Origin of the sequence: Pseudomonas sp. NPDC090208 (genome assembly GCF_044746785.1) — a bacterium.
Lineage (GTDB): Bacteria > Pseudomonadota > Gammaproteobacteria > Pseudomonadales > Pseudomonadaceae > Aquipseudomonas.
Window position 1 is genome coordinate 110,926 of the sequence record NZ_JBIVCU010000009.1, and the last position, 21,686, is coordinate 132,611.

The 21,686-nt window shown below is 60.5% G+C and carries 19 protein-coding genes; 9 read left to right on the top strand and 10 right to left on the bottom strand.

The features are described 5' to 3' along the window. Positions 1-121: 121 nt before the first annotated feature. Genes gmd through ACIPL0_RS16395 form a run of 4 tightly spaced genes read right to left on the bottom strand, consistent with a single transcriptional unit; the run spans position 122 to position 5,607 of the window. Complete coding sequence (gene gmd / locus ACIPL0_RS16380) at positions 122-1,168, bottom strand: GDP-mannose 4,6-dehydratase (RefSeq protein WP_400597628.1); 1,047 nt, start codon at positions 1,166-1,168, stop codon at positions 122-124. Beyond that, positions 1,165-2,550, bottom strand: a complete 1,386-nt coding sequence (locus ACIPL0_RS16385; RefSeq protein WP_400597757.1) for a TolC family outer membrane protein — start codon at positions 2,548-2,550, stop codon at positions 1,165-1,167. The genes gmd and ACIPL0_RS16385 overlap by 4 nt, the downstream gene beginning before the upstream one ends. Before the next feature lie 23 nt (positions 2,551-2,573). Then, positions 2,574-3,887, bottom strand: coding sequence for an HlyD family type I secretion periplasmic adaptor subunit (locus ACIPL0_RS16390; RefSeq protein WP_400597626.1), 1,314 nt, complete (start codon positions 3,885-3,887; stop codon positions 2,574-2,576). A gap of 22 nt (positions 3,888-3,909) precedes the next feature. After that, positions 3,910-5,607, bottom strand: coding sequence for a type I secretion system permease/ATPase (locus ACIPL0_RS16395; protein ID WP_400597624.1), 1,698 nt, complete (start codon positions 5,605-5,607; stop codon positions 3,910-3,912). On the opposite strand from ACIPL0_RS16395, the gene ACIPL0_RS16400 reads away from it, so the two are divergent. The 3 genes from ACIPL0_RS16400 (at position 5,531) to ACIPL0_RS16410 (ending at position 7,440) form a co-directional block, all read left to right on the top strand. After that, a complete protein-coding gene (locus tag ACIPL0_RS16400) occupies positions 5,531-5,713 on the top strand; it encodes a hypothetical protein (protein ID WP_400597764.1) in 183 nt (60 codons plus the stop codon). The two genes, ACIPL0_RS16395 and ACIPL0_RS16400, sit on opposite strands and share 77 nt — an antisense overlap. A 399-nt stretch (positions 5,714-6,112) precedes the next feature. Then, positions 6,113-7,105 (top strand): glycosyltransferase family 2 protein, encoded by a 993-nt coding sequence (locus ACIPL0_RS16405; protein WP_400597623.1) that lies wholly within the window; start codon positions 6,113-6,115, stop codon positions 7,103-7,105. Then, positions 7,102-7,440 (top strand): 4-amino-4-deoxy-L-arabinose-phospho-UDP flippase, encoded by a 339-nt coding sequence (locus ACIPL0_RS16410; RefSeq protein WP_400597622.1) that lies wholly within the window; start codon positions 7,102-7,104, stop codon positions 7,438-7,440. The genes ACIPL0_RS16405 and ACIPL0_RS16410 overlap by 4 nt, the downstream gene beginning before the upstream one ends. Before the next feature lie 6 nt (positions 7,441-7,446). On the opposite strand, the gene lapD is transcribed toward ACIPL0_RS16410, so the two are convergent. After that, positions 7,447-9,393: a cyclic di-GMP receptor LapD gene (gene lapD / locus ACIPL0_RS16415; RefSeq protein WP_400597621.1), complete on the bottom strand. Its 1,947-nt coding sequence runs from the start codon at positions 9,391-9,393 to the stop codon at positions 7,447-7,449. A gap of 63 nt (positions 9,394-9,456) precedes the next feature. Beyond that, a complete protein-coding gene (gene lapG, locus ACIPL0_RS16420; protein ID WP_400597619.1) occupies positions 9,457-10,152 on the bottom strand; it encodes a cysteine protease LapG in 696 nt (231 codons plus the stop codon). 604 nt (positions 10,153-10,756) lie between these two features. Between lapG and ACIPL0_RS16425 the strand changes: the two genes are divergently transcribed. The 6 genes from ACIPL0_RS16425 to ACIPL0_RS16450 all read left to right on the top strand — a co-directional run bounded on the left by ACIPL0_RS16425 (position 10,757) and on the right by ACIPL0_RS16450 (position 17,721). Beyond that, positions 10,757-11,545 carry an ABC transporter permease gene (locus tag ACIPL0_RS16425; protein WP_400597618.1) on the top strand — a complete coding sequence of 263 codons (789 nt, stop codon included), beginning with the start codon at positions 10,757-10,759 and terminating at the stop codon, positions 11,543-11,545. A 2-nt stretch (positions 11,546-11,547) separates the two neighbouring features. Then, complete coding sequence (locus ACIPL0_RS16430; protein WP_400597617.1) at positions 11,548-12,264, top strand: ABC transporter ATP-binding protein; 717 nt, start codon at positions 11,548-11,550, stop codon at positions 12,262-12,264. 5 nt (positions 12,265-12,269) lie between these two features. Beyond that, positions 12,270-13,469: a hypothetical protein gene (locus ACIPL0_RS16435; protein WP_400597616.1), complete on the top strand. Its 1,200-nt coding sequence runs from the start codon at positions 12,270-12,272 to the stop codon at positions 13,467-13,469. A 43-nt stretch (positions 13,470-13,512) separates the two neighbouring features. Beyond that, complete coding sequence (locus ACIPL0_RS16440; protein WP_400597614.1) at positions 13,513-14,634, top strand: acyltransferase family protein; 1,122 nt, start codon at positions 13,513-13,515, stop codon at positions 14,632-14,634. A gap of 360 nt (positions 14,635-14,994) precedes the next feature. Further along, on the top strand, positions 14,995-16,434 hold the full coding sequence (locus ACIPL0_RS16445; protein WP_400597612.1) for a mannose-1-phosphate guanylyltransferase/mannose-6-phosphate isomerase: 1,440 nt from the start codon (positions 14,995-14,997) through the stop codon (positions 16,432-16,434). Between the two features lie 165 nt (positions 16,435-16,599). Then, on the top strand, positions 16,600-17,721 hold the full coding sequence (locus tag ACIPL0_RS16450) for a glycosyltransferase family 4 protein (protein WP_400597611.1): 1,122 nt from the start codon (positions 16,600-16,602) through the stop codon (positions 17,719-17,721). A 63-nt stretch (positions 17,722-17,784) separates the two neighbouring features. Here the strand turns inward: ACIPL0_RS16450 and ACIPL0_RS16455 are convergent, their stop codons facing one another. From ACIPL0_RS16455 to ACIPL0_RS16470, 4 genes are all read right to left on the bottom strand, one after another. Further along, complete coding sequence (locus tag ACIPL0_RS16455) at positions 17,785-19,125, bottom strand: DEAD/DEAH box helicase (protein ID WP_400597610.1); 1,341 nt, start codon at positions 19,123-19,125, stop codon at positions 17,785-17,787. A 49-nt stretch (positions 19,126-19,174) separates the two neighbouring features. After that, positions 19,175-20,074, bottom strand: a complete 900-nt coding sequence (yedA, locus tag ACIPL0_RS16460) for a drug/metabolite exporter YedA (protein ID WP_400597609.1) — start codon at positions 20,072-20,074, stop codon at positions 19,175-19,177. Positions 20,075-20,197: 123 nt separating this feature from the next. Continuing rightward, positions 20,198-20,812 carry a PolC-type DNA polymerase III gene (locus ACIPL0_RS16465; RefSeq protein ID WP_400597608.1) on the bottom strand — a complete coding sequence of 205 codons (615 nt, stop codon included), beginning with the start codon at positions 20,810-20,812 and terminating at the stop codon, positions 20,198-20,200. 186 nt (positions 20,813-20,998) lie between these two features. Then, complete coding sequence (locus tag ACIPL0_RS16470; protein WP_081569331.1) at positions 20,999-21,478, bottom strand: NYN domain-containing protein; 480 nt, start codon at positions 21,476-21,478, stop codon at positions 20,999-21,001. Positions 21,479-21,686: the final 208 nt, after the last annotated feature.

Genomic DNA, 21,686 nt, shown 5'->3' on the forward strand with positions numbered 1-21,686 from the left:
GGGCTTTGACAATCAGCCGGGGCTGATGTGAAAAAGGGCCGCGTTTGCACGCGACCCCTTCTATATATATAGCCGGATGGCAGGTCGGCTCAGACACCGACCCTGCGCTGTACCGCCTTGATCAGAACGACTTGCCGGACTTCACGCGCTCCAGATCGCTCTTGACCATCAGGTCGCAGAGCTGTTCCAGCGTGGTCTTGGCTTCCCAGCCCAGTACGCGCTTGGCTTTTTCCGGATCGCCGATCAGCAGCTCGACTTCAGCCGGACGGTAGAACTTCGGATTGACCTGGATGACGGTCTTGCCGGTGCGGGTGTCGATGCCGTGTTCGTTGTCGGCCGAGCCTTTCCATTCCAGATTGATGTCGACGGCCTTGAACGCCATGGACACGAAATCACGAACGGTTTCAGTGCGGTTGGTCGCCAGAACGAAGGTGTCCGGCTCGTCAGCCTGCAGCATGCGCCACATGCCTTCGACGTATTCCTTGGCGAAACCCCAGTCGCGCTTGGCGTCCATGTTGCCCAGCTCAAGCACGTCCTGCATGCCCAGCGAGATGCGGGCAACGGCGTCGGTGATCTTGCGGGTCACGAACTCTTTGCCACGCAGTGGCGACTCGTGGTTGAACAGGATGCCGCTCGAACCGAAGATCCCGTAGGACTCGCGGTAGTTGATGGTCATCCAGTGGGCGTACAGCTTGGCAACGCCGTAAGGGCTGCGCGGGTAGAAGTCGGTGGCTTCGGTCTGCGGCACCTGCTGCACCTTGCCGAACATTTCGGAGGTGGAGGCCTGGTAGAAGCGGATCTTCGGATTGACGATGCGGATGGCTTCGAGCAGGTTGACTGCGCCGATACCGGTGATTTCCGCGGTGGTCACGGGCTGGTCGAAGGACACGCCGACGAAGCTCTGCGCCGCCAGGTTGTAGACTTCGCACGGTTCGGCTTTTTGCAGCAGACGGATGCTGGCACCCAGGTCGGTGAGGTCGTGCTCGACCAGTTCCAGGTTCGGGTGGTTCAACGCGCCGACTTCTTCAAGGCGCCAAAAGTTGACCGAACTGGTGCGACGGTAAGTGCCGTAAACCTTGTAGCCCTTCTCCAGCAGCAGCTGGGTGAGGTAAGCGCCATCCTGGCCAGTGATGCCAGTGATGATCACGGATTTGCTGGTTGCATTCATTGCTTCGTGTTCCGCTGAGGGACAGTGTCCGTTTTACTGTTGTTACTCAACCATACGTTGACGCTCTCGACGCTCTCCTCGGAAAGCTTGCCAGCCCAACGGTTGAGGATGAACAGATTAGTGATGAAGTCGTACTGGGTCTTGAGCAGGTCGCGCCGAGCCTTGAACTCGTTCTGCGTCGCCGTCAACACATCCACCGCATTCACCACACCGTAGGAAAATGCCTTGTCCGCCGCGATACTCGACTTCTCGGCAGACGCCAGGGCATTTCGATTGGCGCGTATTTTTTCGACACTCGAGTCTGCGGTCAAGTAAGCATTGGTAGTTTCTTTGACCACCTGCCGACGTGTCGCCTCCATTTGCTCCTCGGTCGTGATCTGATCCTGGTACAGACCACGCACACGCGCAGAGGTTGAACCCCCACTATAGATCGGAATCTGCACACCGATGCCGGCCACGTAACTGTCGGTCTTGGGCGCCAGTGCGTTGTTGTAGCCTTCGTTGGTATTTTGCGCGCTGAGGTTCAGGCTGACGGTCGGATAATGGCCGCCCTTGCCGCCGCGAAGGGCCGCTTCTGCGGCCTCGACGGCATGTTGGCTGGCGAGAATCTGCGGGTTGTTGATGCTTGCCAGCTGCACCCAGTCTTCCAGACTTTCGGCGGAAACCTTCAGCTGAACGTCGTCGCGAACCCGGCTCAAACGCTCGGTCACCGGACGGCCGATGATCTCCGACAGCGCCGCGCGGGTCACCCGAACCTGGTTGCGCGCATCGACTTCCTGCGCTTCCAGGGAGTCGACCCGGGCCTGGATATCCAGCTGGTCCGTAATCATTGCCAGTTGTTTCGCGTACAGCGCATTCACCCGGTCGAGGTTCTTCTGGGTGGCGCGACGCTCGGCCTGGACCAGTTCCAGTTCGTCATCGGCAGCCAGTGCGGCGAAATAACGCTGAGCCAGGTCCACCGTGGCTTCCGCCTGGGCTTCCTTGGACTCCTCGCCCGCCTGCTTGGCCAGGCTCTTGAACTTCTGGTAGTTCTCCCAGGCCGCCTTGTTATAGATGTGCTGGCTGAGCTGGATGCCGTAGTTTTCACTGCTGTACGACTGAGTGATCAGGTCGTTTTCCTGGTGAATACGGTTCTTGCCCGCAGAAGCGCTGACTTGCGGCAACAGACCGCCCAACGCTTCGCGCTGCTGTTCCTTGCTCGACTGCGCCTTGGAATAGGCCGCCAGGATGCGCGGGTCTTCCAGGCGCGATTCGCGGTACAGCTGCATCAGGTCGGCCGAGTAGTTCTTGGCGCTGACACCGGCCGGTGGCGGCTTGGGTGTCGACGGCTCGGCGGTTTTCGGTTCTGCAGCGTGAGCACTCAGCGTCAGCATCCCCAACATCAGACATGGAAACAGACGCACGGTCACTCCTCGATCATCGATTGCGAGATAGCGTTGCGTGCAGGCTGCAACAGGTATTGCAGCATGGTGCGCTCACCAGTCTTGACCAGCACGTCCGCCGGCATACCGACCAGCAGTTTGCGGTCGCCCAGCTTGTGCGCACCGGCTTCGGTCACCTTGACCCGGGCCAGGTAGTACGGCTGGCCGGTTTTTTCGTTGGTCAGGCGGTCGGCGGATACGTTGGTCACGACGCCTTCGATAACTGGCGTGGTGGCCGAGTTGAACGCGCTGAAACGGATGTCGGCGAACTTGCCGATACCGACCCGGTTGATGTCCTGCGGCGGCACCTGTGCTTCGACCACCAGATCGGAAACCGATGGGACGATGTCCAGCAGCGGTGTGGCCTGACGCACAACACCGCCAATAGTGTGGACGGTCATGCCGATGACCATGCCGTCATCCGGAGCACGAATGATCACCCGGGTCAGACGGTCTGCCAGCGCAGCGGTGCGCTCTTGCAGGTCGTAAGCCTTGGTCTGCACTTCGGCCAGTTGCTTGGCGACATCGGAGTTGAAGTCTTTGTTGATCTGCAGGATCTGCAGCTGGGTTTCGTTGATCTGCAAACGGGTCTTGGTGATGGTCGAGCGATGGTCGGCCACTTCCGATTTCAGCATGTCCAGCTTGCGCTGCTGTTCGAGCATGCGCTGCTTGTCGACGAAGCCCTGGGACAGCAGGTCTTTCAGATCGCCGATCTCACCGGTGTAGGAGCTTTCCAGATTGGTCTTGGTACCGATCATGTCCTCGGTGCCCTTGATCTGCTGGTTGAGCTGACCGATACGCTCCTGCAGAACGGAAATCTGCCCCAGACGGGCGCCACGGCGGGCGTTGAACACTTGCGTTTCGCCCGCACGGGCTTCGATGCCGCGTGGTGTGTCGGCCTCGACCATCGAACCGAAGTTGATCGACGGCAGGTCGTCACGCTCAGCGACCAGACGCGCTTCCATGGCCTTGGCGGCGATCAGCTGGTTGTGGTTCATGTCGTATTCGGCGCGCAGTTGCGAGTCGTCGAGGATGATCAGCGGGTCGCCGCTCTTGACGATGTCGCCGTCATGGACCAGCACGTCTTTGACGATGCCGCCTTCCAGGTGTTGCACGGTCTTGCGGTACGTCTGCACGGTCACCACGCCCGGCGCATAAACGGCACCGTCGATGGGCGCGAATGCCGCCCATCCGCCGAAAATACCGAAGGTGACCAACAGAATTCCGAAACCCAGACGACGGGCCTTGTTATCCGAAACAGGCAAATCCGAGAAGTTATCGGTTTGAATACTGGGCATGCGGGTCATCGATATCTTCCTGTCAGGCGCGAACTGGCGCGCCTGTGCCTACCTGGGCTTTTTGTTGAGCGGCAATCTGCTGCTTGTTGAGCTCTTCCATAACCTGGTCGCGCGGGCCGTACATGCTGATGCCGCCGGCGCTCATGACCAGAAGGCGGTCAAGCTGAGACAGAATGGTGGTGCGGTGGGTGATCACGAAAATCGTCGCGCCGGTCTGCTTCAGCTCTTGAATGGCCATGGCCAGGGCGCGTTCGCCGACTTCGTCGAGGTTGGAGTTGGGTTCGTCCAGCAGGATCAGGCGCGGCGAGCCGTAGAGGGCGCGAGCCAGGCCGACACGCTGGCGCTGGCCGCCAGACAGGTTGACGCCATCGCTGCCGATCACGGTGTCGTAGCCTTCCGGCAGTTGCAGGATCATTTCATGCACGCCGGCAGTCTTGGCGGCCTTGACCACCAGTTCGGCGTCGACGTCGGCAAAACGGGCGATGTTTTCGCTGATGCTGCCTTCAAACAGTTCGATGTCCTGTGGCAGATAGCCCAGGTGCGGGCCGAGTTCGTGCTTGTCCCAGTTGGAAATGTCGGCGCCATCCAGACGCACCACACCGTGCTGCGGCGCCCAGACGCCCATCAAGGCGCGGGCCAGCGTCGATTTGCCCGACGCGCTCGGGCCGATGATGCCGACCACTGCGCCAGCCGGCACGCCGAAGCTGATGCCGCGAATGATCGGGTTCTTCGAACCCGGCGCGCCGACGATCAGGTTTTCCACCAGGATGTGGCCTTGCGGGGCCGGCAGCGACATGCGCTGAGGCTCGGCCTTCTGCTTGTCGAGAATTTCGTTCAGACGGTCGTACTGCGAACGCGCAGCGATAAAGCCCTTCCAGCTGCCGATGATCAGGTCGATCGGCGCCAGCGCACGGCCCAGCAGCACGGAACCGGCGATCACCAGGCCCGGGCTGATTTCATGGTTGACCGCCAGGTACGCACCCAAGCCGAGGATCAGCGACTGGATCAGCATGCGGAAGGTCTTGGAAATGGAACTGATCACCCCGCCCTTGTCGCTGGCATGGGACTGCAGCAGCAACACGTTGCGCTGACGACGGCTCCAGCGCTCGATCAGGGTGTTGAGCATGCCCATCGATTCGATGACTTCGGCGTTGCGCAGGTTCTTGGTGGTGTACAGCGTCGCGGAAATGTTTTCCTTGTTGGCCTGGCCCAGCGCCTTGCCGGTGAAGCGCTCGTTGAGGTACGCCAGCAACAGCAGCACCAGCGCACTGGCAATCGCCACCCAGCCGTACCACGGGTGGAACATGAACATCACGGCGACGTAGATCGGCAGCCACGGCGCATCGAAAAACGCGAACAGACCGTTACCGGTCATGAACTGGCGCAGGCCGGTCAGGTCGTTGAGCGACTGGGCCGAAGCGTCCATACCACCGCTTTCGAGGGCGCGCTTGAAGCTCGCCTTGTAGACATCGCGGCTGAGCAGCACGTCGAGCCGGGTGCTGACCCGGACCATGATGCGGGAACGGGTCCACTCCAGAGCGCCCATGGTCACGACCAGGATGGTCATGATCAAAGTGAGCATGCTCAGCGTTGTCAGGTTGCCGCTCGTGACGACGCGCCCGTACACCTGGAGCATGTAGAAGGTGGGTACCAACATCAGCGCATTGACGAACAAGCTGAAAACGCCAACCGAGATAAAACTGCTCCTGCAAGATTTCAAGGCAGCCTGCAAGCTGTTTTCATGTGTGCTGCGCATATTTTTTAATGCCGAAATGAGATCAGGAAAAGCGCGCGAGTGTAACATCGCCCCTATGCCCGATAAATGAAAAGGTTGTTAACTTCGAAGGCAATCGCCCACTAATTTGTAGGAAATTTCGATACATATTTCATAACCAGCGACGTTGCCCGCATGTAATGCAAAATATTTGCCCACCCTGCTTGCACCCCCTTAAACTCGGCCCCGCCGACGACTGCCCTGTTACCCGTCTGCGGATCAGGGGTCAGAAAACTGTCGCGACGATCAGAACGTTTTGACACTCACCGCTGCCCGAGTCCGGCATCCACTTGTCCAGCAAGCGACGGACGGTGCCCCTTGGGCCGGGTACGTACACTGACACGCTGCCCACACGGTTGTGGGCCGGTGCCGACAAGCGGTTTGATGGCATTTGCCACCTATATATAAGAAAGCTGCAGCCAGCTCCCCTGCTTCACGCTAAGGACCAGCAATGATTCACTCCGCAAAAGTCGCCGTTGTCATTCCCAGCTACAAGGTCAAATCCCACATTCTCGGCGTACTGCACGGTATCGGCGAAGAGGTCGACCGAATCTATGTGGTCGATGACTGCTGCCCGGATCAATCGGGCGAATACGTCAAGGCGCATTGCAGCGACCCTCGGGTCAAGGTCATCCAGTGCCCGGTCAACCAGGGCGTTGGCGGCGCGGTGATGACCGGTTACGAAGCGGCGATCGCCGACGGCATGGACGTTATCGTCAAGGTTGACGGTGACGGTCAGATGGACCCGGCGCTGATCGCCGACTTCGTGCTGCCGATCGCCAAGGGCGAGGCCGACTACACCAAGGGCAACCGCTTCTTCGACCTCGAAGAAATCCGTCAGATGCCGAAAATGCGCCTGTTCGGCAACGCCGCTCTGTCGTTCATGACCAAGCTGTCATCCGGCTACTGGGACCTGTTCGACCCGACCAACGGCTTCACCGCGATTCACGCCAACGTCGCGTCGCACTTGCCGATGAAGAAGATCAGCCGTCGCTATTTTTTCGAGACCGACATGCTGTTCCGCCTGAATATCCTGCGCGCCGTGGTCATCGACATCCCGATGGATGCCAAGTACGACGATGAAGTGAGCAACCTGAAAATCTCGAAGATCATCGGCGAATTCCTGCGCAAACACCTGCGCAACGTCGGCAAGCGGCTGTTCTACAACTACTACCTGCGCGACATGTCGCTGGCGTCCATCGAACTGCCGGTCGGCGCGCTGATGGTTCTGGCCGGCACCGTGTTCGGCCTGCGCCACTGGGCTGACGCAGTGACCAGCGGTGTGCAGACGACTTCCGGAACGGTCATGCTGTCGGCCCTGCCGATCATCGTCGGCATGCAATTCATTCTGGCGTTCCTGGGCCATGACATTCAGTCAGTCCCACGGCGCGTACTGCATTTGCACAAAAAGAAAAAAACTTCGCCCCAGGACTTTCAAAGATGATCTATTTCGTCGCCCTGATCTGCGTACTCGGCATTGCCGCAGGTCAGATCCTGTTCAAACTCAGCGCCACCTCGCTGCACAAGACCGGCAACCTGTTCGACCCCTCGACCCTGATGACGCTGTTCTCGGCCTTCGCCCTGTACGGCGTGACCACCCTGGCCTGGGTCTGGGTGCTGCAGAAGATCGAACTGGGCAAGGTCTATCCGCTGATGGCCCTGGCCTTCGTGCTGGTGCCCATCGGCAGCTACTTCATCTTCGGCGAGAAATTCCAGAGCCAGTACTTCGTCGGCGTCGCCGTGATCATTGCCGGCATCATCATCACCGTCAAAGCCTGAACCGGCTTACGCCCAAGGCGCCGGTTCACCCACGAGCCGGCCCTGCACCCCTTCGATACCCATCTCGGCGATCACCTGCCGCTCACCTTCCGTTTCCACCCGCTCGGCGATCAACGGCAGGTCGATGCTGTGCGCTGCGCGCTGCACGGCCTCGATGAACAGACGCTTGTGGCTTTCGCTGTCGATGGCGCGGATGTAGCTGCCGTCGATCTTCAGGTAGGCCAGACCGAGGTGCGCCAGGTTGCCGATCATGCTGAAGCGACCGCCGAAACGTTGCAGGGCCAGGGTGAAACCGGCTTCCTGCAGGCGGCGAGTGAGTTTTTCCAGCACGGCCTGCTCGGGCAGCTGCTCTTCACCGATTTCGAAGGTCAGCCGGCCACGCACCTTCGGGTGCTGGCGCAGGGCGTCGAACACCTGATTCAGTGCTGCCGGGTCATTCAGGGTCGCCGCCGAAAGGTTCAGGGCCAATGGCTGATCATGGGTTTCCATGTGCGCGAGAACCTGGCGCAGCATCAGCAGGTCCAGGCGGCTCGACCAGGCAAAACGCTCCAGCCACGGCAGGAAGCGCCCTGCCGGAATCGCCTCGCCCTGCTCGTTGACCAGCCGCGACAGGACTTTGTAGTGCAGCACTTTGTTGCCGTTGCGGGTGTCGACCACCGGCTGGAAGAACAGCTCGAAGCCACGCTGGGTCAGGGCATGGTCCAGCACCCGGTGCCAGGTGTGCTGATCGTCGCCGACGTTGGTCACGGCGCCGTCCTCGACGCAGGCCCAGGTCTGCTCGCCCTGGGTTTCGGCCAGCGACAGCGCCTGATCGGCGAGGCTGAGCAAGGTCAGCGGCGCATCGCCCGGGGTGTAAGGGGCCAGGCCCATGTGGGCCAACGGCAGGACATCGGAGGCGCCCGTCTCGCCGAGCGTGCGCAGCGCCTGTTCCAGATCCTGAACCAGCGCCAGCGCTTCTTCATGCGACATGCCCGGCGCCAGCACAGCGAATTCGCCACCCCGTGAGCGGCTGATCAGGTTGCGGATTTTCGGGTACTTCTCGCTGAGTTTGAGCAGCACCTGTGCCACCGCGATCAGCAGGGCGTCGGTCTGTTTGCCGCCCAGACGCAGGTTCAGGCCCGCCAGATCCTGCACGCGCAACAGCAGCAGATAACCGGCGCGGTGCTCTTCCTGATTGCTGACATGGGCCTTGAGCTGCATGTCGAAATAACGCCGGTTGGACAGCCCGGTCAGCACGTCCTGATAGGACTCGATGCGCAACTTCTCGCTGCGCTCGGAGCTTTCCTGAAACAGCGCCTTGAGCTTCTCGACCATCTGGTTCATCGCCTGCACCACCCGGCGCAGTTCCGGGGTGCGCGGCAGTTCCGGCAGGGTCAGAAACTCGCGGCGGCCAATGGCCTGGGACTGCGCAACCATGTAATCCAGCGGTTTGAGCTGACGGCGCAACAGCATCGCGCCGAGAATCGCGCTGACCACACCGCAGGCGATCAGCCAGCCCAGACTGCCCAGCGCGCTCTCCCACAGCTTGGCGAGGGCGAACATCGGATGGCTGATCACCTCGACCCGCGCGGTCTGCTGCCAGCCGCGGCTGACAATCGCCTCGCCGCCCGCCGGGTCCAGGCCGACCACGCGGGTGAACCACTCCGGCACGCCCTGGTTGTCCGGGGTGGCACTGCGCTCGACGATCACCGCGTTGCTGGCCAGGTCGACCACGCGGATGCTGGCGTAATAACCACTGTCGAAAATCGAGGTGACCATCAGCTCGACCATCGCCGGGTCATCGATGTTGGCGGTCAGCGACAGCGCCAGCGAGGTGGCCGCGTCCTGCGCGTGGGAACGCAACTGGTTGACGTACTGCGCGCGCGAGCTTTCCAGGCTGACGACAAAGCTGCCCGCAAACGCAACGACCAGAAACAGGCATATGGCGATCAACAACTGCTTGAACAGTGACATCGGAACTCCTAAATTCGGGGCCGTAAATCCGAGGCTGGTAAATCCGGGGCCTGGCTCCCAGGCTCAATTCTCTGACTCGATCGGAAAGCCTTCAGCGCTCATTTTCTTCAACAGGTCCTGCCAGCGCGACAGCCGCTTGGTGTCGCCTACCTTCTTGTTGCCCTGGGCTCCGGGCAACCACAGCCCCTCACCATTGAAGGCATAGACCGGCAACAGGTCCGTACGCTCGCTGGCGGGTTTGATTTCGTCGATCAGACTGTCGAGTACCAGCGGCATCGCCGTGGGGCTCGAATAATAGGTCAGCACCATGTGCGCCCGGTTCAGACGCAGCGCCTTGACGTAGGTGATCAGCAGCTTCTCGCTGGGCACGCCGAGGCGGCGCAGGCTGAAATACTTGGCGATGGCGTAGTCTTCACAGTCGCCGGCACCCTTGATCAGCGACTCGATGGGCGTGGCCCAGTAGTCGACCTCGTGCCACAGGTCGATGTCTTCGACGTAGCGCATCTGCTTGTTGAAGAACAGATTGACCACCTTCAGCTTGTCCATCTCGCTGACCTGCTTCTCGGTCGCCAGCAGGTTCTGCCAGGCATCGATGCGCTGTTTCCCTGGCCCCAAAGGCCCGTAAAGCGCCTCGGCCCGACGGCTGATGAGCGAGAAGTCCCAGTCTGCGCTGAGATAGCTGACACACGCCGTGCACGACAGTGCAAGCGCCAGCAGCAACCAGAATCCAGACCGCTTATGAGCTGAACGTACTGCCAATTCGTTTAGTCCATGGGGCAAACGGATGACCGGGAAGCGATGGTGATGGGTTGCGCCGTAAAAGACAATGGCGCGATGAGATCACGCAATAGGTATAGCAACGCGCAGCCCGACCGCTAACTCAGATCAACTGCTTATTAGCCATATAGCGAATCGGTCTGAAAATGCCCCTCAACAGAAGCGGTGCCCTATCCATTCAAACGTATACTCAAACCAGCCTGGTGGTTCTCTGTCAGTACGAGTCTTGTTCGCCCCGCGGCCCAGCCGCTTTCTGGCGAATGACTCCCCTTCAGTGACAGGTCCCTGCAAGGGGATGTGTTGTCTGCCGTACATCGCCCGCAATCAATATTTATATACCGCCTGATCGCGCCGTTTTCGGCCTATTTTGGCGCCCCTTCGCTTTGCGCTGCACACGGATTCAGGGATTGATCATGGAAACGACACGGATGCTTTCGCGCTTGTGCGCTCCTGCCTTATTCGACTGTCCGACTGATTTTTGCGGATGACGCTCATGCGCCATCCACCGTTCGGGCTGCCCGACTTTTTCCGCTCGCCCGGGCCGGCTTCTGCCGCCAATGCCACGTCGCGACAACAAGGGGATGCTGTGACTAAAGCGGATTTCGTAAAACGGGAACTGGCGGTATTCACCGATGGCTGGCACGCCTGGTACCTGCTGGCGTTGCATGACGTCAAAGGCCGCTATCGCCGGTCGGTGATCGGGCCGTTCTGGATCACCCTGACTTCACTGCTGTTCATCACCGGGCTGGGGCTGGTCTACTCCAGGCTGCTCAACCTGAGCCTCAAGGATTACCTGCCGTTCCTGGCCTGCGGCATCATTGCCTGGACCTTCATCCTGACCTTCATCAACGAAGGCGCCAGCACGATCATCAACTCCGGCCACATCATCAAGCAGGTCAGCATGCCGATCCTGACCCACGTCATGCGCGTGGCATTCAGGAACCTGCTCATCTTCCTGCACAGCTGGGTGATCCTGATCCCGCTGCTGATGTGGTACGGCTACCTGACACTCTACGGTCTGGCCTGTTCCGTGATCGGCATCCTGCTGGTGCTTTTCGTGCTGACGCCCCTCGCCGCCTTGCTGGCCGTGCTGTGCGCCCGCTATCGCGACGTGCTGCCGATGATCACCAGCGCCATGCAGCTGATGTTTTTCATCACCCCGGTGATGTGGCATCCCGACCAGTTGGCAGGCTTGAGCGGGGTGATTCATTTCAACCCGTTCGTTTACCTGATCGACCTGATCCGCGAGCCGATGCTCAACGGCGAATTCCCGTTGCGCTCCGCCGGGCTGGTGCTGTCCATGGGCGTGGTGCTGTGGGCAGCGGCCTTCGCGGTGCTGTTCGTCAATCGCAAAAAAATCCCTTACTGGCTCTGACCATGACCTATCTGATCGCAGAAGACGTCACGGTGGACTATCCGATCCTCGACGTCTCACATCGCTCGTTCAAGAAAGACGCGCTGTCCTGGGTCACCGGCGGCCGTATCGGCGAAACCGGGCGTCACCACCTGACCATCCGCGCCCTGGACAACGTCAGCCTGGACATCCAGCCGGGGCAGCGAATCGGCCTGCTGGGCCACAACGGTTCGGGCAAGAGCACCTTTCTCAAGGTCATGGCGCAGGTCTACTGGCCCACCCTTGGCAGGTTGAAGTCCGCCGGCAGGGTGACCTCGCTGCTGGACCTGACCCTGGGCATGGAAGTGGAAGCGACCGGCTACGAGAACATCTACCTGCGCGGCGCGATCCTGGGGGTCAAACCCGGCGAGATCAAACAGACCATCCACGACATCGCCGAGTTTTCCGGGCTGGGCGACTACTTGCGCCTGCCGCTGCGCACCTACTCGTCGGGGATGCTGGTGCGTCTGGGTTTCTCCATTTCCACGGCGTTCCCCGCCGACATCATTCTCATGGACGAGTGGCTGGGCGTGGGCGACGCGCAGTTTCAGGAACAGGCCAACAAGCGGCTGCACGAGATGACCTCAAACGCTTCGATCCTGGTCCTCGCCTCCCACTCGCCAGAACTTATCAGCAGTGTCTGTAACCGCTGTATCAGGCTTGAACACGGAAAAATCGTGGAAGACTTTCCCATTGGATGACCGTCATGAAAATAGCGATCGTTTCATCGTACCGGCTTGAATGCGGTATCGCGCGCTTCTCGGAAGTCTTGTACCGCAACTTTGCGCCGTGCAACGAAGTGACGGTGTTTGAACTGCCGCCGCAAGAGCTGAAGAAAAGTTTCGGCGCAACGGATGTCGAGGCCGAGCGTTTCATTGACGAACTGTGCACGCAATTAAAGGATTTCGATGCCGTTTCCATTCAGTGCGAATACGGTCTGTTTTCGGACTCCATCGCGCAGTCGATTGCCCGGTTGAAGCGGATATTGAGCGCCAATCCGAACTCGACGATCACCTTTCATACCGTATTCAGCAGATCATGCTCGGCACAGGCGACCTTTCCGTCGCTGCCACGCCTGATGCTGCGCCCGCGCTCGTCACTCATGGAATTCGCCAGAAACTGGCGAGCGACCCAGACGGCACGCTGCGAACTGGGCCTGTTCGAATACATCCGGCAGCACAAGATCAAGGTCATCGTCCACACCGAAACCACCAAGCGCGTGCTCAAGCAGCGCTTCAAACTGCCCAATGTCGAATGCCACCCGCTGTGTTACACCAGCGAAGCCGAGAAGGCCGGGTTCAGCCATGAGCAATGCCGTCAGGAATTGATCGACCGGCTGGGGCTGGACAACAAGAACCAGTTGATCGGCGTGTTCGGCTTTTTCGGCGGCTACAAGGGTTTCGACTATGCCATCCAGTGCATTGCCCGCTTGCCGGAAAACTACAAACTGCTGATCTTTTCCGGCCTGCATCCCACGGCCATCAAACAATCCGACACGTCGCAGATCGACCAGTTGGTGGAACTGTGCAGAAAGAACAAAGTGCTGGGCCGCACCTTTTTCATGGGCAGCGTCGACGATCTGGCCATGTACAAGGCCATCGCAGGGGTGGATTTTTCCTGGCTGCCCTACCGCGAAGTCGGCCAGGAAGCCTCGGCCATCTGCAGCGAAGTGGCAGAGCTTTCACGGCGCATGATCATTTCCCGCAACTTTGCCTTCGTCGACTACATGAAGTTCAACCTGCGGGACGACTACGAATTCTTCGAAATCGGCAATGTGGAAGAACTCAGGCTCAAGACCATCCATTACGACACGTATCACCCCCCGGTCGGCACTGCCGCCACTCGCGACCACGCGGCCTTGCAGACGCGGTTTTATATGGATGTGTTGAGCAAGCTGGCCGTATGACTTCGTTGCTGACACAAGGGTGATCGTTCAGAGAGGGAGCTGCATGCACGCCAGGATGCCGGAACGCTTTTCACTTTATCTAGACCTGCTTCGGCTGTTGGCCGCCGCCGTTGTCGCCCTGTCGCATTACCCACTGACCGCAAGCCAGGCGGCGATCACGGATCGGTACAATTTCGGCTACGACGCGGTCATCATCTTTTTCGTGCTCTCCGGGTATGTCATCAGCCATGCGGTCGATGCCAAGGAAACCGACGGCCTGACGTACAGCATCAACCGCATCGCGCGAATCTTTCCGGTGGCGCTGACCGCCGTGGTGCTGTCTCTCGGGCTGATGATCGTCGGCAATCAATACGCGCCCCATCTTTATCCGGATGCGTTTCAGCTGGAGGCCCCGCTGTATTACCTGAGCCGAACGCTGTTCTTCACCAACGAATTCTGGTGGGAAGATATCCGCCCTTTCGGCAATGGCCCCTACTGGAGCCTCGCCTTCGAAGTCTGGTGTTACATCATCTACGGGCTGGCCGTGTTTACCCGCGGGCGCTGGCGAGTGGCGTTGATCCTGTTGGCACTGTTGATTACCGGCCCCAAGCAATGGGTCATGTTGCCGATCTGGTTTGCCGGCGTACTTGCCTACCACTGTCGCGACAAATTCCGGCCATCGTCAGCCGCACTCTGGCTGATGTGTCTTTGTCCGATCATCGTGTTCCTGCTCGTGCAGTTGAACAATCCACGGGACTGGTCCTATCCCTTGGCCGGCGCCTATGTAGAACAATTGCTGGGGCATGGTCTGGATGGCGCCGCCAACTTTGGCTGGGGCTATATCCTCGCCCTGCTGGTATCGGTGCATCTCTTTGCCGTCAGACAACTGACCCAAGGCACACAGGCGCAACGTAACGGACGCCTGGCAACCACTGTCCGAACGCTCGCCGGCTATACGTTCAGCCTTTACATCTATCACTACCCGCTGATGATCTTCTGGCAGGCACTGGCAAGCCATGACCGGGACTTCTACGACCCGCTCTTGCGCACGCTGGTGTATGTGGGCGTTGTTGTACCGGTGTTTATATTGGGCTATTGGGTCGAACGTCGAAAACAGCGGATCCGCCGCGCAATCTTCACGCTGTTCGATATTGCCAGGCGACTCATGGCGGTGCGCACGCCATGAACGGAAGTTGCCGCGCCCTTAACGGCGAGAAAATATCCTCAAACTATTTCCACACCAATGGCTCACTGATGAAACACCGCCATCGACAACCAGTGCCAGAGCTGCCGGTTTCTGTTGCCAAGGTTCTTGCCAGACAGCCTGCAAACCGGGCGGCGCCCCCAGTTTCCGGCACCTTCGGCGGCGTTTCTCTGGTATCCTTTCGCTCGTTCAGCCCCCGAGAGAATTGCGTGAAACCGGCCAGACACGGGCGGGTTCGACTCGGTGATTCAATGAAGTTCGAGCGCAATGGACTGTACTGCGAACGTGTTCGGTTTTGTTATTCCAGATTGCCACTATTTGGCACATTAAGGATTTGAAAGCATGGGATTGATACCCGTCATTTTGTCTGGTGGTGTAGGCAGCCGGTTGTGGCCCGTTTCGCGCGAGGCCCATCCAAAGCCGTTCATGACACTGCCAGACGGGCAGAACCTGATTCAGAAAACATTCCTGCGGGCTGCGGCCCTGCAAGGCGTGTCGGAAATTCTGACGGTCACCAACCGCGAACTGCTGTTCAAGACTGAAGACGAATACCGCGCTGTCAATTCCGTCGGTCTCGCCCAGAGCTACATTCTTGAACCCTTCGGCCGCAACACCGCCGCTGCCATCGCCACTGCCGCGCTGCAACTGAAAGAAGCCCACGGCGGCGACGTCCACATGCTGGTACTGGCCGCCGACCACCTGATTCAGAACGAAGCAGCCTTTGCCGAAGCCGTCTCCCGTGCGATGCAGCTGTCCGAAAAGGGCTGGCTGGTCACTTTCGGCATCAAGCCGCAATACCCGGAAACCGGTTTCGGCTACATCGAAGCCGGCGCCCCGATTCAGCCAGAAGGCGGCCTGAAGGTTGCCCGCTTCGTTGAAAAACCGAATCTGCAGGCGGCCGAGTCGTATCTGGCGGCCGGCAACTACTTCTGGAACTCGGGCATGTTCTGCTTCAAGGTCGGCTCCGTCCTTGAAGAACTGGCCAAACACGCGCCGGATGTTCTTAACGCAGCCTCCGCTGCCATCGAGCGCTCGCGCCTGGCCACGGCCGACCGCTATCGCTGCCTGGCGCTGGACGCCGACGCATTTGCCGAAGTCCCGGACATCTCCATCGACTACGCGCTGATGGAGCGTTCCGCCAAGGTCGTGACCGTCGCTTGCGATATCGGCTGGAGCGACATCGGTTCGTGGAACGCGGTCAGTGAACTGACCCCGGAAGACGAAAACGGCAACCGCTTCGAAGGCGAAGTGCTGTCCCACGGCTCGCGCAACAACTACGTCAACAGCGAAGACCGCCTCACCGCGCTGGTCGGCGTCGAAGACCTGCTGGTGGTCGATACGCCCGACGCACTGATGATCGCGCACAAGGATCACGCCCAGGACGTCAAGCACATCGTCGGCCAACTGAAGAAATCCGGTCACACGGTTCATCAGTTGCACCGCACCGTTCACCGTCCGTGGGGCACCTACACCACCCTGGAAAACGGCGAGCGCTTCAAGATCAAGCGCATCGTGGTCAAGCCCAAGGGTTCGCTGTCGTTGCAGATGCACCACCACCGCAGCGAACACTGGATCGTGGTGAGCGGCATGGCCGTGATCATCAACGACGATCAGGAACTGATGCTCAACACCAACGAATCGACTTTCATCCGGGCAGGCCACAAGCACCGCTTGAGCAACCCGGGCGTGATCGATCTGGTACTGATCGAAGTACAGAGCGGCGACTACCTGGGCGAAGACGACATCGTGCGTTACGAAGACGTCTACGGCCGCGCGAACTGATTGACGCGCCGCTCGCGCCATCGTATCGCTGGCGCTCTGGCCGGTTGCCTTTGCTGACGAAGACGACCGGCACTTCTCACATGAACCCCGCAGCCCTCAGGTTCAGCCCTGCCTGCGGGGCTTCGTGCCTGTTACTGGCCGTGCATTCGTTCGCTCGGGACCGCAATGATCAAAGTCTTACACTTCTTCAAAACCTACTTCCCCGAAACGCCGGGCGGCGGTATCGAGCAGGTGATTTTCCAGCTGTCGCAGGGCAGCGTGGCCCACGGCATCGAACCCCACGTGCTGTTTCTGAGCACCAATGGTTCGGCTCGCAACGAGACGTACGGCAATCACACCATTCACCGCTCGAAGCAGGATCTGTACGTGGCCTCCACCGGGCTGTCGCTGTCCGGCATCCGTGACTTCAAGGCCCTCGCCGCCGAAGCGGACATCGTGCATTACCACTTCCCGTGGCCTTACATGGACGTGGCGCACTTCGCCAGCCGGCTGAAAAAGCCGTCGCTGGTGAGCTATCACTCCGACATCGTCAAGCAGAAGACCCTGCTCAAGCTGTATCAGCCGCTGATGAACCGCTTTCTGGGCAGCGTTGACCGCATCGTCGCGTCATCGCCCAACTACGCGGCCAGCAGCGAAGTGCTGACCCGATTCCAGGACAAGGTCGAAATCATCCCGTATGGCATCGACCGCTCGACCTACCCGGTGCCGTCCCCTGCCCGCCTGGCCCACTGGAAACAGCAACTGGGCGAGCGTTTCTTCCTGTTCGTCGGCGCCCTGCGTTACTACAAGGGCCTGAGTTTCCTGCTCGACGCCGCCAAACTCACGGGCCTGCCGGTGGTGATCATGGGCGGCGGACACGACGAAGCCGAACTGAAAGCCAAGGCGTCAGCGCTGGGCCTGAGCAACGTGAAGTTTCTCGGCGGTTTGCCCGATGAAGACAAGAGCGCCCTGCTGACACTCTGCGAAGCCTTTGTCTTCCCGTCGCACTTGCGCTCGGAATCCTTCGGCATTTCGCTGCTGGAAGGGGCGATGTACGGCAAGCCGATGATTTCCTGCGAAATCGGCAGCGGCATGTCGTTCATCAACATCGCGAATGAAACCGGGCTGGTGGTCGCGCCACGAGACGCCACGGCTCTGGCGGGCGCCATGACTACGTTGTGGAATGACCGGGAGCTGGCGGGCCGCATGGGCCTGAAAGCCGCACAGCGCTATGAAGAGGTGTTTACCGCCGAGAAGATGGTGAAGTCCTACACAGCGCTGTATCAGGACATTCTCGACACGCATTGAGCATTGGCGAAGCGGGCGCCTTCTATTGATTGAAAGCGCCCCGCCCGCCTGCTGCATCGCCGGTTACGGCTTTTTCTTGCGCGGCCCGGTATTGAACGCCGGCACCTTTCTGACCGGTTTGGCAGCCGGCACATCGGCAACCGTTTCGCCACTGTCGACCCATTTGCCGAGGTTGCGCTTGCCGCCACCGCCGCCACTGACTTTGGGTTTCTTCGGCTTTTTCGGTTTTTTCAGGATCTGGCCGCTGGCGTCGGTGACCGGCACGCGGTGTTCCGGCTCGAAATCGGGCTCTTCCTGACGGCGCAGGGTCTGCCGGGTCAGCACTTCGATGGCGCTGAGCAGTTCGACTTCGTCGGCGCAGACCAGCGAGATCGCTTCACCGGTCTGACCGGCGCGGCCTGTGCGGCCGATGCGGTGCACGTAGTCTTCGGCCACGATCGGCAGATCGAGGTTGACCACGGTCGGCAGGTCGTCGATGTCCAGGCCGCGAGCGGCAACATCGGTGGCAACGAGGATCTGCACTTCGCCGAGTTTGAAGCGGTCCAGCGCGCGCTGGCGGGTGGCCTGCGGCTTGTCGCCATGGATGCCGTCAGCGTTGATGCCCAGCCCTTGCAGGCGGTCGACCAGTTGATCGACACCGACGCGGGTTTTGGCGAACACGAGAACCTGGCTCCAGCGCTGTTTTTTCAGCAGATGGATGAACAGCTCGCTCTTGCGCTTCTTGTCTACCGTCACGACCCACTGTTTGACCGACGACGCCGCGACGTTGCGCGGGCTGACTTCGATGCTCAGCGGGTTGTCGAGCATCTGCCCGGCCATCAGGCGGATCGGGTCGGAGAAGGTCGCCGAGAACAGCAGGGTCTGGCGACGCTTGGGTAGCGCGGCGTAGATGTCGCGCAGTTCCTGGGAGAAGCCGAGGTCGAGCATGCGGTCGGCTTCGTCGAGCACCAGGGTCTGTACCTGCGAGAACTTCACTGCGTTCTGGCGGTTCAGGTCGAGCAGACGACCCGGTGTCGCCACCAGCACGTCGACGCCACGGCGCAGCTTCATCATCTGCGGGTTGATGCTGACGCCGCCGTACACCGCGTAAGTGGTCAGCGGCAGGTGTTCGGCGTACTGACGAATGGCTTCGTGAACCTGTTCGGCCAGCTCGCGGGTCGGCACCAGGATCAGCGCACGCACGGAGTTGGACTCGACTTTCGGGCCTTCCATGGTCAGGCGTTGCAGCAACGGCAGGGCGAAACCGGCGGTCTTGCCGGTGCCGGTCTGGGCAGCAGCCATCAGGTCGCGGCCTTCCAGCACCGGCGGAATGGCCTTGGCCTGAACAGGAGTGGGCGTCTGGTAGCCCAGTCGTTCGAGGGCTCGCAGCAGGGGTTCGATCAGGCCAAGAGTGGCGAATGTCATGGGGATACCGTTGGAAAAAGGGTCAGCGCGTTTCGTAATGGCGCGCATCTTAACCTTTTTGGGCCGGCCCCTGCTTGCGCCACTGCGGCAGGCCGATCAGCACCACCGCACTGATGATCACGCACATGGCCGCCGCTTCCGCCGGGCCGATGTGTTCATCGGCGAACAACACACCCAGCAACACCGCCACCGCCGGGTTGACGTAGGCATAGCTGGTGGCCGCCGCCGGGCGCACGTTTTTCAGCAGGTACATGTAGGAACTGAAGGCGACGATGGAACCGAACACCACCAGATAGGCCATCACCAGCCAGCCGGACAGACCGGGCGACTGGGTCATGCGCTCGCCACTGACGTAGCTGCCGATCAGCATCATGGCGCCGGCGGTGAGCATTTCGCAGCCACTGGCCATGGCGCCGGGCGGCAGCGGCAGGTAGCGGCTCCAGATCGAACCGAACGACCAGGTGGCGGCGGCGAAGATCACCAGCGCAGCGCCCAGCGGGCTGGCCTGCAGGTTGGAACCCAGGTTGAGCAAACCGATGCCGATCAGGCCGAGCACGATACCCGCCCACTCCAGACGGGTGTTGCGATGGCCCCAGATCAGGCCGAACAGCAGGGTGAACAGCGGCACCACGGCCACCGCCAGCGCGGCCACGCCCGATGCCACGCCATTGTGCTCGGCCAGGGTCACTGCGCCGTTGCCGCAGGCCAGCAGCAGGAAACCGATCATCGCCGAGGCTTTCCACTGCTGCCAGGTCGGCATCGGCGCGCCGCGCAAACGCATGAAGGCGAACAGGATGGAGCCGGCGATGGTGAAGCGCACCCCGGCCATCATCAGTGGCGGCCAGGTTTCGATACCGATGCGGATGGCCAGATAGGTGGAACCCCAGATCACGTACAGCGCGAAAAAGGCTCCGATGAGCAGCAGGGGAAAACGGCGGGCAGCAGACATGAAAAGCTCGAAATCAGGACATTTATTATTGCGCTGATTGTAAGGGGCTTCTCGGCGACACTGTCAGTTACAACTGCGCCGAATTCGACCCATACACTTTAAATCCCCGGTACACACAGCGACTCAACGACCGCGATGCTTGCTGATGGCCTCGGCAATCTTCTTCGCCGGGACCTTCTGCAACGTGCACAGCAGCTGATGGGATACCCCGGCAATGCCGTGGGTCTGGTGCAGTTGCTGGCTCAGGTGCGCGGTGAGGTTGGCGGCCATCTCGGCGTCGGCCATGGCCCGGTGCGCCTTGCCGGTGTGCGGCAGGCCGGCCCACTGGGTCAACGTGCCGAGCTTGTGGTTGGGCGCCGCAGGCAGCAGGCGCCGTGCCAGCAGCATCGAACAGGCAAAGGCCTGCTCGCGGTTGCGCTTGATGCGTGACAGCTCGTAGTCCCAGAACTTCTGGTCGAAGGCGGCGTTGTGGGCGACCAGCGGCGTGCTGCCGACGAACTCGGCGACTTCGTTCATCACCTTTTCTGCTGGTGGCGCGGTGCGCAGCATGGCGTTGCTGATGCCGGTCAGCGATTCGATAAAGCCCGGAATGCGCACGCCGGCGTTCATCAGGCTCTGGTAGCGCTCGACGATGACGCCCTGCTCCATGATCACCACGGCGATTTCGGTGGCCCGGCAGGTGCTGCTCGGGGAGATGCCGGTGGTTTCGAAGTCGATGACGGCGATGCGTTCCTGCATGGGGATAAAAACCTTTGTTTGTCTCGGCGATACCCACTTGTAGGAGTGAGCTTGCTCGCGATAGCGGTGGGTCTGTTACGGATGTGTTGAGTCAGATTACGCTATCGCGAGCAAGCTCACTCCTACATCGGTAGCGATTCTGAACACGCCGCCGGCAAGCCGGACTGCTACGGGGAAGGTGGTGAATCAGCTTTTGAGCAACAACCCACCCTCGATCGGCACATAGCGGCTGGCCGCGCGAATCAGTGAATTGGCAGTCAGCCCCGGCACGCCGTAGGCCACGGCCTCGACGCCGTGCTTGCTGATGATCCGCTCCAGCAGCAGGTCGAAATCGCCATCGCCGGACGCCAGCACCACTTCATCGACGTTCGGCGCGACGTCCATGATGTCGATGGTGATGCCCACGTCCCAGTCGCCCTTGGCCGAGCCGTCGCTGCGCTGGATGTAGGGCTTGAGTTTGACGGTGAAACCGAGGTTGCGAAGGATCTGCTGGAATTGCTGCTGCTTGCTGTCGCCGCGATCGATGGCGTAGGCGTACGCCTCGACGATCTGCCCGCGCTGGCTGATATCGGCCCACAGGGCGGCGTAGTTGAAGTGGCAACCATGGGCCTGACGCACGGTGTAATACAGATTCTGTACGTCGGCGAACACCGCGATTCTTCTCACCGGAACTCCTCGATGCGCTGGCACGCGACAACGGCCCGAACGCGGACCGGCGCTCAGTATGCCAGTTTGAAGAGGTCAGTGCAGAAACGGCGTTTGCTCGAACCTGTAGGAGCTGGCTTGCCCTGCGACCGGCGACGAAGTCGTCGTAAACCCTGCGCATGCGGTATGCCTGACGCACCGCATATACCGGATTTACGACGGGGTCCCC